Genomic DNA, 15,923 nt, shown 5'->3' on the forward strand with positions numbered 1-15,923 from the left:
AATTTCTTTAGTTTTGATTCTCTAAAAAACTAATCATAATACCTATGAAAAAACTTTTTGTTGCAGGTTTAGTGCTTTTTAATGCTTTAAATGTCATTGGTCAAAGCAAAAATTCAGTAAAGTTTACAGCTAAAATCGCCAATAGAAATAGCGATACTTTGGTTATTAAAGGAAGAGATAATTTCAGGCAAGTAATTCCAATTGATAAAAAAGAAATTTTTGCTGCAACTTTTGATGCGCCTCAGGGATTTTATGTGTTTTCTGACGGGACAGAGTCTTCTAATCTATATTTAAAACCAAATTCTGAAGTTAATCTAACATTGGATGCAAAAGAATTTGATGAAACTATTGTATACAAAGGAAAAGGTGTTGATGAAAGTAATTTTATGGCGCAACAATCTTTAAGAAATGAAAAACTTGAAGAAGCTTTTTCTAAAGAACCAGCGGAGTTCGCTAAAATATTGGAAGCTAAAGAAAAAGCAGACAATGAAAGTTTGAGTAAAGGAACTTTTGATCCGCAATTTGTAACCGCAATGCAAAGTAATTTTAAAAATTTTCATGAATTTTCGCTTAGAGATTATGAAAGCGCCTATAAGGCAAGTAAAATGGTTGGGAAAGCTTCTCCAGATTTTGACTATGAGAATTTTAAAGGAGGAAAAACAAAACTGGTAGATTTAAAAGGGAAATATGTTTATATTGATCTTTGGGCAACATGGTGCGCACCTTGTAGAGCTGAGATTCCTTATCTGCAAAAGATCGAAGAAAAATATCACGGAAAAAATATTGAATTTGTGAGTATTTCTATTGATAGAGCAAAAGACAATGAAAAATGGAAAAAGTTTGTAACGGATAAAAAATTAGGAGGTGTTCAATTATTTGCAGATAAAGACTGGGAATCTGAGTTTGTTGTTAACTATGGTGTAACAGGAATTCCGAGATTTATCCTTCTAGACCCAAAGGGTAATATTGTAAAATCGGATGCACCTAGACCTTCTGATCCTGAGTTGGATAAACAGTTAAGTGCATTATTGAACTAATTTTTTTACGAAATTTACAACGTTATCGTAAAATTCAAATTTTTCGAAAATACCAGTAAAACCAGTGCTTAAGCGCTGGTTTTTTTGTTTTATTGATTTTTCCAATGTTAAGTTTTTATTCAATGTTACCAAATTGTTAAGCAAAAGTTTTTTTAATGTAAACAATTAACTATATTTGATAAAGATTTCTTAACATTAAATACCTAAAGATATGAAAAAGAGTGTGATTTTAGCTGCAATATTGTTCTCTGGAATTGTAGTTGCACAAGAAGGAAAGCCTGAATTAGAAGCTGCTGGAAACAAGGTAAAAGCAACTTATTACTATGATAATGGTAAAGTGCAGCAAGAGGGCTTTTTTAAAGACGGTAAATTAGACGGTGTTTGGGTATCTTATGACGAAAAAGGAAATAAAAAAGCCGTTGGAGAATACGCAGACGGAGTTAAAACTGGAAATTGGATTTTCTTTAATGAAAATACTTTAAGCGAAGTTGCTTATGTAGATAACAAAGTAAGCTCGGTTAAAAATTTACAGAAAAACGCTTTAGCAAACAGAAATTAATATAATTTCAAGACTAACTATAAAAAAACCGTCCCGATACTTCGGGACGGTTTTTTTATGCTTTTGCTTTTTTTGATTTTCGGTTTCTTCCAAACCAAATTATAAATCCGCTTACAGGAAGTGCGGCGGCAATTAGACTTACTATAAAAGCTATAATTTTCCCTGGAAGGTCTAAAACTTGTCCTGTATGTATTCCGTAATTCATTTCGACAACTTGCAGTCCTAGGCTTTTTTTATCAAAAGGCTGGCTCTGGAGTAATTTTCCGCTTGACGGATGAAAATAATAATTACTTTGCTGATCGTACCGCAATGCATTCGGATAAGCTCCCGTACTAACAATAGTGCCTTTTTGCTGCGGAATCATTACAAAGAACATTTCTGCTTTTGGCTGTAATTTAAGGGTTTGAGCAAACGCTTTGTCAATTGCTGAAATCGAATTTATTTTGAATGCGGTGGTATCAATCACAGGTGTTTTTGTCTCGGCTGCTTTGTCTCCGCCCAAATTGAAAGATTTATAGATTCCGTCACCAACCCATTCATATGTAAAAGTAAGTCCGGTTATGGCTAGAATTAAAGCTATTATAGAAATGTAAAAACCGGTTGTGTTATGCCAGTCGTAATTGACACGGCGCCATTTCGCATTCCATTTAATGGTGAAACTCCTTTTGATATCGCTTTTTCGTTTTGGCCACCATTGTATAATTCCAGAAATCAGTAAAAGAATAAAAATTATGGTTGCTCCGCCAATAATGTGTTTTCCGATATAATCGGGCAGAAGAAGATATAAATGGATATATTCGACAATAATGAAAAAGTCGGTTTTCGGATTTTCGGATTTTAAGTATTGACCTGTATAAGGATTAAAATAGAGATATAAATTTTCGGTATCTGAATAAGTATAAACAATTGCGGATCTATTTTTTCCATAATAAGCAACCATACTGGCCTTGTTTTCTGGAACAGCTTCTTTTGCTTTTTCCTGCAATTGAGATGGTAATAGAAAAGGTTTATTTTGAGGTTCTACAAAACGCCATTCTTTTCTTGTTATGTCTTTTATTTCATCATGAAAACAGAAAATACATCCCGTAATACAGACAATAAAAACAATAAGCCCAGAAATTAATCCGAGCCATTTATGCAGAAAACGTATTTTCGTTTTGAATCCCATTTTTATAGTGAAACTTAAAATTTGTAAGTTATACTTCCCATAAAAGTTCTTGGCGCTTGCACATTTACAGTAGTGTAACCATTAAAATAAAGTTCGTCTGTAAGGTTGTCTACTTTTAAAGAGAGTCTGTATTTTGGCTGATCATAATATAATGTAGCGTTTACGATAGAATATGATGGTAAGACAAAAGTTTCAACATCGGCAGGATTTCCTGAACCGGTTGGGTTTCTATTGTAAACAAAAGTTTCGCTACCGTAATTTCCTCCAATACCAAAACCTAATCCTCTTAATTTAGAAGTCTGAAGGCTGTAGCTAACCCAGTAATTAATTAAATTTTCCGGACCAGCTGTTTCAGGTCTTAAACCATTAACATCTGCATTTGCATTGTTTAGCTTGCTATCGTTGTTAGCATATCCAAAAATAAAGTTTAAACCAGAAAATGGGTTTGCAGTAACTTCAACTTCAAAACCTTTACTTGTTTGGTTTCCGTCTTGAACATTTGTGTTAACCACTTGTCCAGCACGAACAATATTTTTTACGTCAATATTGTAATAACTTAAATTAGCACTTAATTTATCTTGTATGATATTTAATTTCAAACCAGCTTCAAACTGATTTGCTTTTTCAGGATCAAATTGCTTTAATTCTGGATTTCCGTTTACGTTTGCAAATAAGTAGCCAATGTTTTTAAAGCTATTCTGGTAGTTTCCAAAAACAGAAACTTTATCTTTTATAATTTGGTAAACAAGTCCCAATTTTGGTGAAAAGGCATTTTGCGAAAACGCACCCGAATTAATATTGGTTGAAGGATCGTAAGTTCCGTTATTCTTATAATGATCGAAACGCAAAGCAGCCGATAGAATTAACTGGTCTGTAATATTGATAACATCTGCAGCATATAAGCTGTACGTTGTCAAAGAAGTAATGGTTCTGTATTGATAACCGTTTACAAATAATGGCTCAATATTGTTTGGGTTGAAATTGTAATAATTAGAATTTGCTGCAGAATAATCTACAATATCATAATCTGTTTTGAACGGATTATTTGGGTCTCCGCCAAGATATCCAAGACTGCTGTTGGTTTCAGATCTCAAAATATCGCCACCAAAAAGCAATTGATGTTTCATTCCAAAAAGCTCAGTCTGGCCATTAAAGTTTTGTTGAAATTCAACAATATTGTCTTTTCCAACCATATTCCAGGCATTTCTTGACATTTTGTTGTTTCCTAATAAATAAAACCAAGCTTGAGGTCCGTCTGATTGATTGGCGCTTGAACTGAAAATAGTTTGAGATTTCCAGTTTTCATTGATTTGATAATGCGCTTGCGCAAAAACATTCGCAGTTTTAGTATTCATCATGAATTCGCCACCAGTAAAAGATCTTTTCCAGTCTCTGGCAATGTCTTTGGCATTGTATAAATTGATGCTTTTTGGAGTTTGTCCGTACGGAATATAAGTAAATGCTGGCGATGAAGAATTAACCGTTGACAATTCGGCATCGATAGAAATCGACAGTTTGTCATTTATTTTATATAAAAAAGAAGGAGCGAAGAAGTAGCTTCTGTTTTTTCCGTAATCCTGAAACGTATTTGCGTCGTTATAAGCCGCATTAATTCTTAACAAAGCTGTTTTTTCCTCATTTAAGGGAGTATTAAAATCAGCCGATAATCGGTTCAAACCATAACTTCCAGATTGATAACTAATATCTCCTCTAAAAGTTTCTGTTGGTTTTTTGGTAACTCTATTGATTAATCCACCATAAGAAGTTAAAATACTTCCAAAAAGCGTTGCCGAAGGCCCTTTGATACTTTCGATTCTTTCTAAGTTTGCGGCATCAACGCTGTTTGTGATTTTTCCAGCAATTCCGTCTCTCAATAAACTTTGCGTTACAAATCCACGCGACGCAAAATACGAACCTCCATCACCAACTTTTCCAGTTGCAGCCCAAAGCTGATACAATCCAGGTACATTTTTTAAAGCATCATCTTGGTTGATAACCAATTGATCTCTCATCAAACTTTTAGGAACAACGCTATAAACTTGTGAATTTTCAAGATTATTAATCGGCATTCTAGCGACAAAAGGACTCTCAGATTTGTTGTATTTATTGATGTTTCCTTTAACGAAAACTTCTTCAAGCTCTTCAGTATTAGTTGAAAGGGTGAAGTTTTCTATAATTTCTGGTTCACCGCTAACAATAATTTTCTTTTCTTTTGAAGTATGGCCAACTGCCGAAACTCGCAACGTGTAACTTCCTTCGCTAATATTTTTTATTTCATATAAACCCTGATTATCTGTAAGGGCACCAATTTTAGTTCCTCTTAATTGTACTGAAACATTTTCTAAAGGTTCACCATTTACAGACGAAATGGTTCCTTTGATAACTGTTTTTTGTTGTGCTAAAACCGATGTTTGTGCAAAAAATATAAAGCAAAAACTAATTAATGCTATTGCAAACTTTCCCTTCATTTTTATTTAGAATAAATATTGATTAGGCAAAAGTAAGACTAATAGTTTATATGACCAATTGCAATATGTATTACTAGAAAGAAATTATAATACCCAATAAAGTGCTTATGTGCTAATTTATTTTCTTAGGCTTTAAATGATAAGCAGTATATAATGAAATTGCTGCCAGGAAAATCCAGAAAACATCGATAAAGAAAATTTGAAATTTGTTTTGCATAAAAGAATTCCAAAACCAATCTCCAGAAACGATTCCGTTGGTAACTGGAATTAAGAATCCTAAAATACTTCCCGAAATCAAAGAGAATTTGTTGGTAAACGAATCGTTCTTTTTAATGATAAAGAATATGGTAAGTACCAACCATCCTCCAAAATAAAGCGCATACAAATTAGACTGACTTAAAGGGTAGAAAATTTTGCTTCCGATAAAAGCCATTGCTGTAATTGGATACATGCTTAAGCAAATCGCTAGATAAATGCGAACAACAGCATTATTGAAGCGTCTTTTCTTTTCTGGCATATTGTTTTTTTGTCGGGCAACAAGCCAAATCATAACTCCAGAAATAATGACAAAACAAGTTATAATTCCTAAAATGAAACTTACAATTTTCAATGCATATCCGCCATAATCGCCAAAATGTATTCGGTACAAAACATTTTTTACAATATCTAGATAACTGGTATGTAAAACAGGATCTTTTTTCGCAATTTCTTTTCCGTCAGCAATTCGGTAAACTATTTTTCCTATTCCAGTAAATTTTTTATGACTCAAAAGCTCACCTTCTACCAAAATATGCATATTGGCATCTCCATAATTTTGGATAAAAACACGAGTGATTTCAAAATCAGCCCAGTTTTTTTTGGTTTTAGCAACCAGTTCATTAATATTAAATGGATTTGCCAGTTTTTTATTTTCAAATTTATAATCTGGATCAGTATATTCTAGTTCCTTATATAATTTATCTTGATCTCCATTGTACAAAGCCATTACAGCTGGTGCTACAATTAAAAGCTTAATCATAAAAAATGCTCCTGTAACCGCATATACAAATTGGAAAGGCAAACCAATCATTCCTAAAGCAGTGTGTGCATCTGTCCAAAGCGTTTTTAATTTTTCTTTTGGACGGAACATGTAAAAGTTAGAAACGATTTTGTTCCAATGCAATAAAACTCCTGTCACGATTGCAAACAGAAAAAACAAAGCTGTAAATCCTGCCAAATAATATCCTGCAGGATAAGGAATCTGCGCCAAGAAATGTAAACGATATAAAAGCTCACCTAACGAATAGGATTCTTCATAAGTATAGGCTTTATAGTTTTTATTGTCTAAATAAAAAAACTCTCCCGCCTGTTGTTTTTTTGGAGCCAATGTGTCTTTGGTTCCTTCCATATAAACAGCAACTCGATTTTCTACTGAAGGTTTAGAAATGGTAATATTTCTTCCGTGCAAAACGTATTTTTTGTCCAAATACTGTAGTGCGTTATTATAATCTAATTGGATTTCTCTTGTGATTGCTGTAGATTCACTTCTTTCCCAATTGATGATTTCATCTCTAAAAAAAGAAAAAGATCCAGCGAAGAAAATTACAAAAAGAACTACACTGATAACGATGCCGCTGACAGTATGTGTATGAAAATAGATATTGTAATGACGGTTATTCATAAATATTATTGTGCCGTATGGTTATAGGTTTGACCCAAATAAATGAAAAGACAAAAAAGTAAAGACAACAGAATATAAACTCCCCAAATTTTCCAGCCACTTTTGGCTAAGAAAGCAATAATCATTAAGGCTACCCATAGAATAAAACCAGTAAAAGCCATTGTGATTAATACATCTTTGCGGCTAAACCAAGCGGCTAAAGCCAAATGAAAAGTAACAGAAACAAAGTATCCGCCTAAAATTGCAGCAGTAATTTTGGAAAAACGAGGCCAAAAAGAAGGATTTAGATATTTTGAATTTGCTGGCATGGTATAGTTAAAGTAGATTTTAGTTATAATAAAATTCAGTTACGGCAATAAAAATTAATAGAGCCAAAAGTAACTTACTGTTTATTTTTTTTAAAGGCGTAAGAATAATGATTAAGCTTCCAACGGTCATGAGCTGTATAAAAAACATCAAAGTTCCGCAACCCAATGATTGTGTAAAAAGCCACATTGCATAAGCAGTAAGCAAGAGCATTAATCCGATGATTTTAGTTTGCTTTGGATTTTTCTGCATCCATTTTTCAAAGCCTAAATCGTACGATAACACTGCTCTTTTCGAAGTATAATACAGTGTGTAAAAAGCTAAGAAAACGATAAGGCTGGCAATTGTAATCATAATCAATTAGAATTTAAAAAACACCTTCCGGTGAAGGAAGGTGTTTTTGTTATTTATTAGAATCTGTATGAAAAGTTTGCAGATAAGCTTCTCATATTTTTTGGATGAATTGTTGACCAACCATCGTAAGTGTCAACATTAGCAATATTGTCTAATTTTAATGTCAATGTAAATTTCTCTGTTCCGTAGAAAATAGAAGAATTTAAAACAGTGTAAGATGGAATTGTAAACTGTCCAACAACATTCCTGTTCATGATTAAGTTCTTGTCAGCATAGTTTCCACCAAAACCTAAACCAAATCCTTGTAAATCTCCTTCAGAGAATTTGTAACTTGCCCAAAAGTTTGCTGTGTTTCTTGGCCCTGAACTCTCAGGTCTGTTTCCTACGAACGAAGGATCTCCAGCATTTAAGATAGCGTCTACATAGCTATAACCAGCAACAATGTTTAAACCAGTAACTGGATTTGCAACGATTTCTGCTTCAAAACCTTTGTTTCTTTGTTCTCCATTTTGGTAAGAAGTTTGAGTTGGTACTCCTTCAGGTGTAGAACCATAAACAGTATAAACCTGATCTGTTACTTTGATGTCATAATAGCTAAATGTTGCGTAAACTTTATCTTTAAGAACATTTAATTTAGTTCCAATTTCAAATTGGTTAGCGTGTTCTGGTTTGAAAGTTCTTGGAATACCTACGCCACCAAAACCAGTATCAGTTGTTGGAGCTGTATTCGTAAAACCATCCATATAGTTGGCAAAAATCGAAACTTTGTCAATAATTGGCTGATAAACTAGACCAAATTTTGGTGAAAAAGAAGTTTGATTAAAATCATCAGCATTTGTAGTAACGTCGCCAGCAGTCATAAAACGGTCTACACGTAAACTTGCCATTGCAGATAATGCAGGAGTAATATTGATTACATCTGAGGCATAAGCACTAATAACTTCTTGTTTTGTTTTGTTATTGTTTGCACTAGCCGCTGCTAAAAGTTTGTCAGAACCAGCTTTTGTTAGTACACCACTGTCACCATTTGTAATATATTTTGCAGGATCTGTTATATTAAATACGTATTGGTTTACAGTTGCTACATCTAAGTTTCCGATATAAACTCTTCCATTTGATACGTATCCAGAACCATTATCAACTTGACCTCTATTAAAGTAATCTAAACCAACAACAATTCTGTTTCTTAAGTTTCCGATTTTAAAATCGCCAATAAAGTTTTGTTGAATATCTGTTGTTAAAGTTGTTGTATCTTGGTAATTCATTGAACGTCCCAAAACAATCCCTTGATTTACCTCTGCAGGTGCATATTGTGTTCCTTCATACAAATAAGTATAATAGCCTTCAGATTTAGATGACCCTCTAGATAAAACTGTTTGAGAAGTCCATTGGTCAGAGATTTTGTAATTCATTTGCCCTTGAAGAGAGTATGAAGGAGTTTCAATTGCAAGTTCGTTACTTGTATAAGAACGTTTGTTATCATAACCCAATTCATCCATATTATGAACTCTTAGTGGGGCACCTCTGTCTAAAAACAACATAGTAGGATTGGTCTGTTTGTTGTTCATGAATTCAGTATTAATAAAGAACGAAAGTCTGTCGCTCACTTGGTAAGATAAAGATGGAGCAAAGAAAAATGATTTTCTGAAACCAGCATCTTGAAAGCTGTTTTCTGTATGGTAAGCAGTATTAACTCTAAAATTAATTTTGTGCTCTTCGTCTACAGGAGTGTTAATGTCTGCGGTTACACGGTTTAACCCGTAGCTTCCTGCTGTATAGCTCACCTCTCCGCCAAAGTGGTCGTAAGGCTTTTTAGTAGTTAAGTTGATTAAACCTCCGTAAGAAATTAAACTACTTCCAAATAAGGTTCCAGAAGGTCCTTTAATAACTTCAATTTTGTCAATATTTGCAGGATCGATACTTCCGTTATTCAAAGCTGGTAATCCATTTGTCATTGTTGGTTGCACGGCAAATCCTCTTAGAGAGAAATATCCTGCACCGTCGCCGCCACGTCCAGTAGAAGCCCAAAGAGGAGATAATCCAGGTGCATTTTTAAGTGCATCATCAATATTCGTCACTACTTGCTCTTTTAAAAGCTCACCAGTAATTGTAGTATAAACTTGTGGGTTCTCAAGATTTTTAAGCGGTAATCTTGATACTTGTTGATTTTCTTTACGAGCTAACGGGTTTTTTCTGCCGTTTCCGTTAATTACAATTTCGCTTAACTGCTCAGAGTTTGAGGTAATACTGAAATTTTCAATTAATTCGTCTCCACTATTAAGCGTAATGCTTTTTTCTTTAGATGTAAATCCAACTGCCGAGACTCTAATGATATAAGTTCCAGGTTTAAGGTTCTTTATTTCGTAGTTACCTTTGTTGTCTGTGTTTGTTCCAATTTTTGTTCCTTTTAAAGCAACAGATATATTATCTGCAGTTCCGCTATCTGAACTAATCTGACCTTTTATTGTCGCTTTCTCCTGTGCCCAAACAGATGTTCCTGTAAGAAGAACAAAGCATAAAGTTAAGAGCGAAATCGTAAATTTTAATTTCATTTTTATTTAGAATTAATTTTGATAACGCAAATTTAATTGCTGATTCGCAACTAAGCAAATTGTTTTTATTTATTCTAAATAAAATATTTTTTAAGGGTCAAAATTTTCATTAATTCAAAAAATTAACATCTTAAGCTAATCTTAAGCCAATATTAAGCAAAAAAAAGCCTGTTCTATTGAAAGAACAGGCTTTTTATATTGTAGAAAATTCTTAAAATTATAACTCTAAAGCGCGTTTAGCGTCGCCATTCATCAATAATTCTACTGGATTTTCTAAAGCTTCTTTAACAGCAACTAAGAAACCAACTGACTCACGTCCGTCGATGATTCTGTGGTCATAAGAAAGAGCAACATACATCATTGGGTGAATTTCAACTTTCCCGTTTACAGCGATTGGACGCTCGATGATGTTGTGCATTCCTAAAATTCCTGATTGAGGAGGGTTGATGATTGGAGTAGATAACATACTTCCGAAAACACCACCATTTGTGATTGTGAAAGTTCCTCCAGTCATATCGTCAACTGTAATTTGACCATCACGAGCTCTTAAAGCTAATCTTTTGATTTCAGCTTCAATTCCACGGAAAGTTAATAATTCAGCATTACGAACAACAGGAACCATTAAACCTTTTGGTCCAGAAACTGCGATTGAGATGTCAGCAAAATCATAAGCGATTTTGTAGTCACCATCCATCATTGAGTTAACATCTGGATATAATTGTAAAGCTCTTGTAACTGCTTTTGTAAAGAATGACATGAAACCTAAACCTAAACCACCATGTTTAGCTTTGAAAGCATCTTTGTATTCATTACGAATTTGGTTGATTGGCGTCATGTTTACTTCGTTGAAAGTAGTAAGCATAGCTGTTTCGTTTTTAGCCGAAACTAATCTTTCTGCTACTTTACGACGCAACATTGATAATTTTGTACGCTCAGTTCCACGGCTTCCTCCAGTTGGAGTTCCCATAGAAGGCACAGCATTTACAGCATCATCTTTAGTAATTCTTCCTCCTTTACCAGTTCCTGAAACTGTTGCTGGAGCAATATTTTTTTCATCTAATATTTTTCTTGCTGCTGGAGATGGAGTTCCTGCTGCATAGCTTGTAGCAGCTGGAGCTTGAGCTGGAGCAGCTTTTGGTGCTTCTGCTTTTACTTCTGCCTTTGGAGCCTCAGCTTTCGGAGCTTCTGCTGCTGGAGCTGCAGACTCGCCTCCTGCTGGTTTTGCAGCATCTGTATCAATTAAACAAACTACAGCGCCTACTGCAACTGTATCACCTTCTTCAGCTTTTAGTGTAATCACACCGCTCATTTCAGCAGGCAATTCAAGAGTAGCTTTATCTGAATCAACTTCAGCAATAGCCTGATCTTTCTCTACATAATCTCCGTCTTTTACTAACCAAGTTGCAATTTCAACTTCTTTTATTGACTCCCCTGGTGATGGGACTTTCATTTCTAAAATCATCTTATTTCTTTGTTTAAAGTTTAGTTAGTTTCAAGTTTCAGTCCCGATAGCTATCGGGATTGAAACATGAAACATGAAACAATTTTTTTATTATCTAAATAAATTTTTATCGAATACCATTCTAATTGCATCTGCATGACGACGTTTTGCACGCGTGTAACTTCCAGATGCTGGCGCAGCGTATGCTTTTAATGAAGCCAATCTCCATTTTACAAGATCAAAGTTCATTAACATAAAGCTGTAAGCTCCCATGTTTTTAGGTTCTTCTTGTGCCCAAACATAATCGTCTGCATTTGGATATTTTGCAATGATTTCTTTAATCTGCTCAACTGGGAAAGGGAATAATTGTTCGATACGAACAACCGCAACGTCATTTCTTCCGTTATTTTCTCTTTCTGCAACAATATCATAATAGAATTTACCAGTAACAAAAACTAACGTTTTTACTTTCTTTTTATCTACTGTATTGTCATCAATTGTTTCTTGGAAACTTCCATTTGCTAACTCATCAACTGTAGATACACATCTTGGGTCACGCAATAAACTTTTTGGAGAGAAAACTACCAAAGGTTTACGGAAATTTGTTTTCATTTGTCTTCTTAACAAGTGGAAGAAGTTTGCTGGCGTTGTACAATCTGCAACATACATATTGTGTCTTGCGCAAAGTTGTAAATAACGTTCCATTCTTGCAGAAGAGTGTTCAGCACCTTGGCCTTCATATCCGTGAGGCAATAACATCACAATACCATTTTGGTTGTTCCATTTGTCTTCTCCACAAGAAATATATTGGTCAATCATAATTTGAGCTCCATTAGAGAAATCTCCAAATTGTGCTTCCCAAATCGTTAAGGCTTTTGGATTTGCCAATGCATATCCATAATCAAAACCTAAAACGCCATATTCAGATAAAAGAGAGTTGAATACTCCGAATTTTCCTTTTTTGTTTTCAATAGCATCTAAAAGAATTACTTCTTCTTCAGAATCTTCCACTTTAACTACAGCATGACGGTGAGAGAAAGTTCCACGCTCTACGTCTTGACCAGAAATACGAACATCAAATCCTTCTGTTAAAAGAGATCCGTAAGCAAGTGCTTCTGCAGTTCCCCAATCAAGAGTGTTGTTGTCGTATCCAGCTTTTCTATCGGTAACAATTTTAGTTATCTTATTGATAAACTTCTTGTCAGATGGTAAAGTTGAGATTGTATTGATGATAGAATCTAATCCTTTTTTGTCAAAAGTAGTATCTACTTTTTGAAGCATTTGTGTATCAGTTACCTGAACAAATCCTTCCCATTCATTTTTCATGAATGGAGTAATGATCGTCAAATCTTTTTTACGAGAAGCTTCTAAGTTTTCTTCTAATTGAGATTTGTATTCTTTTTCTAAAGCATTTACATACGATGCATCAATTACGCCATCAGACAATAATTTCTCTGCATAGATGTCTCTTGGATTTTTATGTTTTGCGATGATTTTGTATAATACAGGTTGTGTGAAACGAGGTTCATCACCTTCGTTGTGTCCATATTTTCTGTATCCTAATAAATCGATAAATACATCACGTCCAAATTGCATTCTGTAGTCTAATGCAAAAGATACAGCGTGTACAACAGCTTCTGCATCATCAGCATTTACGTGTAATACTGGAGAAAGCGTTACTTTGGCAACATCTGTACAATATGTAGAAGAACGAGCATCTAAGTAATTCGTTGTAAAACCAACCTGATTGTTGATTACAATATGAATTGTACCGCCTGTTTTGTATCCGTCAAGTAAAGACATTTGAATGATTTCATACAAAATACCCTGACCTGCAATAGCAGCATCTCCGTGTACTGCAATTGGCAATACTTTGGAGAAATCGTCATTGTAATATTTATCTTGTTTTGCTCTTGTAATACCTTCAATTACAGCTCCAACAGTTTCTAAGTGAGAAGGGTTTGGTGCTAAATTGATGTTGATGCTTTTTCCTGATCTTGTTTTTTTGTCGGCAGTAAGACCTAGATGGTATTTTACGTCACCATCAAAATATTCTTGATCGTAATCTTTACCGTCAAACTCACCAAAAATATCCTGAGTAGATTTTCCGAAGATGTTTGCCAATACGTTCAAACGACCACGGTGTGCCATTCCCATTACGAATTGTTCAACACCTTTTTCAGCAGCTTGTTCGATCAAAGCATCAAGAGCAGGGATAATAGATTCCCCGCCTTCTAAAGAGAAACGTTTTTGTCCAACATATTTAGTATGAAGGAAGTTCTCGAAAGAAACGGCTTGATTTAATTTATTTAAGATTGTTTTCTTTTCTTCTGTAGAGAAAGTTGGCTGATTAACATTTACAGCTAATTTATCTTGAATCCATTTTACAACGCCAGGATTTCTGATATACATATACTCAATACCGATATGCTGGCAATAAATTGCTTTCAAACGGTTTACAATATCCTGTAAAGAAGAAGGTGCCATTCCGATTGTTTGCGCAGCATCAAAAACAGTTGAAAGGTCAGCTGTCGATAATCCGAAGTTTTCAATGTCCAAAGTTGGAGATGAAGTTCTACGGTCACGAACAGGATTTGTTTTCGTGAATAAATGCCCGCGCGTACGGTATCCGTCAATTAATTTAAGAACGTTGAATTCTTTCTTTAGTTTTTCAGAAATCTGACTGTAATCTGTGTTATCGCTAGTCACGTACTCAACGATTGTTTGCACTGGATTTTCGTCATTATAAACAGTCTGTCCAAAGTCAAAACCTTGAAAAAAACTTCTCCAGCTAGGCTCAACGCTGTCTGGATTTACTAAATATTGATCGTATAATTGTGCAAAAAACTCTGTATGCGCTGCGTTTAAAAATGAAAACCTATCCATAATATGAGTGAATATACTTTTTTGTTATATAGAAAGGCAAAAGTACAACAATCGCATTTATTTAAATCTTTTTTTTACGTACTTTTACGTAAAAATTTGTTAAAATAAACGTTAACTATGAATAAAATTCAATTTTCAATCGATTGCAGATATTTTTTTGTGATTTTGACCGTCTTATTTTCAAGTTACAGTATTGCTCAGCAAAAATATGTTATTGACAATAGCAATCATTTTTGGGAGAAAGTCCAATTTGGTGGAGGACTCGGATTGGGTTTTGGATCTGGTTACACCAATATTTCAGTTATGCCGAGTGCAATTTATAATGTCAACGAAATTGTTGCCGTTGGTGCTGGTCTTCAATTTGGCTATTTATATCAAAAAAATTATTACGAATCTTTCGTTTGGGGAGGAAGTCTTATTGGTTTAGTAAATCCAATTCCAGAAATCCAGTTATCAGCTGAATTAGAACAAGTAAGGGTCGATAGTCAATATGAAGGAGGATATGATATTTATGGTAATTATTATCGTCCATATTCAGATAGTTATTGGAATACCGCTTTATATTTAGGAGCAGGTTACAGAACAGGAAGTGTCACTATCGGTGCCCGTTACGACGTTTTGTATAACCCTAACAAAAGTCTTTACGGCTCTGGATTTATGCCTTTTGTGAGAGTGTATTTTTAATCTAAAGTGCTAAGGTTCTGAGAGGCTAAGATTCTAAGGTTTTTTTTAATAGTTAAGAAATGAATTGTAAAATCCGTTACAACTCTGATGAAATTTTGGAAATATTTAAAGAACAGCATCGACTTTGTAGCCCTCTTGACATTGAAGTAGATGAATCTTTTGTTTTAACTACAAAAACAGTTATTCGAGATTGGAAAAGAGCACTAGATTTAGTGAAGTGGAATGAACTTGCAGTGTTTTTAAACAAAGAATTCAAAATTAATGAACCTTTAGAAAAATGGAATTCAATTTTAAATCCTGAAGATAAAAGAACATTAGGAGAATTATGTGATTTTATAGCTAAAGTTGCTGAAAAAGAGATTATAAATCCAATTAAGATTTTAGGCGATGAGTGTTTGTCTGCAGCAGTTTTTATTACTTTAAAAAATAACTTAAGAAATAAAGGTGTTGACGTTGGAGATTTAAGGCCTTCAACAAAAATCAAAGATTTTCTGGATGTATATGAAAATTTTTCTCCTCTTATTGAAGAAGTTACTTTAACAGGGGTTATGGTTTTCGATAAATTAGAGTATGAAAAACTAGAGCGTCAAAGACGATATAAATATTGGATAGGCAAAATATTACCAAGTTATATTTGCACAGAAGGAAGCGTTACAGCGGGAAAAGTTGAAACATTTCGAGATTTGATTCAAAAAATAATTGAAAATAAAAAATTAGGAGAGCAAATCTAAAAACCTTAGCGTCTAAGTGCCTCATAATCTTACTTAATAATAATTCCTAAGCCAAACTTTCATTTTTTAATAAATCT

The 15,923-nt window shown here is 34.0% G+C and carries 12 protein-coding genes; 4 read left to right on the forward strand and 8 right to left on the reverse strand.

Features of this window, described 5'->3' with window-relative positions; genetic code table 11:
- Positions 1 to 44 precede the first annotated feature (44 nt).
- Positions 45 to 1,037, forward strand: coding sequence for a TlpA family protein disulfide reductase (locus tag AC5ZCW_RS05945; RefSeq protein ID WP_343540494.1), 993 nt, complete (start codon positions 45 to 47; stop codon positions 1,035 to 1,037).
- 211 nt (positions 1,038 to 1,248) lie between these two features.
- Positions 1,249 to 1,596: a toxin-antitoxin system YwqK family antitoxin gene (locus AC5ZCW_RS05950; RefSeq protein WP_496118478.1), complete on the forward strand. Its 348-nt coding sequence runs from the start codon at positions 1,249 to 1,251 to the stop codon at positions 1,594 to 1,596.
- Positions 1,597 to 1,651: 55 nt separating this feature from the next.
- Here the strand turns inward: AC5ZCW_RS05950 and AC5ZCW_RS05955 are convergent, their stop codons facing one another.
- The 8 genes from AC5ZCW_RS05955 to AC5ZCW_RS05990 form a co-directional block, all read right to left on the reverse strand.
- Positions 1,652 to 2,764: a PepSY-associated TM helix domain-containing protein gene (locus AC5ZCW_RS05955; RefSeq protein WP_496118480.1), complete on the reverse strand. Its 1,113-nt coding sequence runs from the start codon at positions 2,762 to 2,764 to the stop codon at positions 1,652 to 1,654.
- 14 nt (positions 2,765 to 2,778) lie between these two features.
- On the reverse strand, positions 2,779 to 5,232 hold the full coding sequence (locus AC5ZCW_RS05960; RefSeq protein WP_496118482.1) for a TonB-dependent siderophore receptor: 2,454 nt from the start codon (positions 5,230 to 5,232) through the stop codon (positions 2,779 to 2,781).
- Positions 5,233 to 5,344: 112 nt separating this feature from the next.
- Complete coding sequence (locus tag AC5ZCW_RS05965) at positions 5,345 to 6,892, reverse strand: PepSY-associated TM helix domain-containing protein (RefSeq protein ID WP_343540491.1); 1,548 nt, start codon at positions 6,890 to 6,892, stop codon at positions 5,345 to 5,347.
- A 5-nt stretch (positions 6,893 to 6,897) separates the two neighbouring features.
- A complete protein-coding gene (locus AC5ZCW_RS05970; protein WP_177211321.1) occupies positions 6,898 to 7,200 on the reverse strand; it encodes a hypothetical protein in 303 nt (100 codons plus the stop codon).
- A gap of 19 nt (positions 7,201 to 7,219) precedes the next feature.
- Positions 7,220 to 7,552: a hypothetical protein gene (locus tag AC5ZCW_RS05975; RefSeq protein WP_281634519.1), complete on the reverse strand. Its 333-nt coding sequence runs from the start codon at positions 7,550 to 7,552 to the stop codon at positions 7,220 to 7,222.
- A 56-nt stretch (positions 7,553 to 7,608) separates the two neighbouring features.
- Entirely contained in the window at positions 7,609 to 10,104 is a 2,496-nt protein-coding gene (locus AC5ZCW_RS05980) for a TonB-dependent siderophore receptor (protein WP_343540490.1), read from the reverse strand.
- 217 nt (positions 10,105 to 10,321) lie between these two features.
- Entirely contained in the window at positions 10,322 to 11,566 is a 1,245-nt protein-coding gene (gene odhB / locus AC5ZCW_RS05985; RefSeq protein ID WP_281634521.1) for a 2-oxoglutarate dehydrogenase complex dihydrolipoyllysine-residue succinyltransferase, read from the reverse strand.
- 90 nt (positions 11,567 to 11,656) lie between these two features.
- A complete protein-coding gene (locus tag AC5ZCW_RS05990) occupies positions 11,657 to 14,431 on the reverse strand; it encodes a 2-oxoglutarate dehydrogenase E1 component (RefSeq protein ID WP_177211317.1) in 2,775 nt (924 codons plus the stop codon).
- Between the two features lie 117 nt (positions 14,432 to 14,548).
- On the opposite strand from AC5ZCW_RS05990, the gene AC5ZCW_RS05995 reads away from it, so the two are divergent.
- The gene (locus AC5ZCW_RS05995; RefSeq protein ID WP_496118486.1) at positions 14,549 to 15,115 is read left to right on the forward strand and encodes a hypothetical protein; all 567 of its coding nucleotides are present in this window, start codon (positions 14,549 to 14,551) and stop codon (positions 15,113 to 15,115) included.
- A gap of 59 nt (positions 15,116 to 15,174) precedes the next feature.
- Entirely contained in the window at positions 15,175 to 15,846 is a 672-nt protein-coding gene (locus AC5ZCW_RS06000) for a hypothetical protein (protein WP_496118488.1), read from the forward strand.
- Positions 15,847 to 15,923 lie beyond the last annotated feature (77 nt).

The organism is Flavobacterium sp. PLA-DH12, from assembly GCF_059511845.1.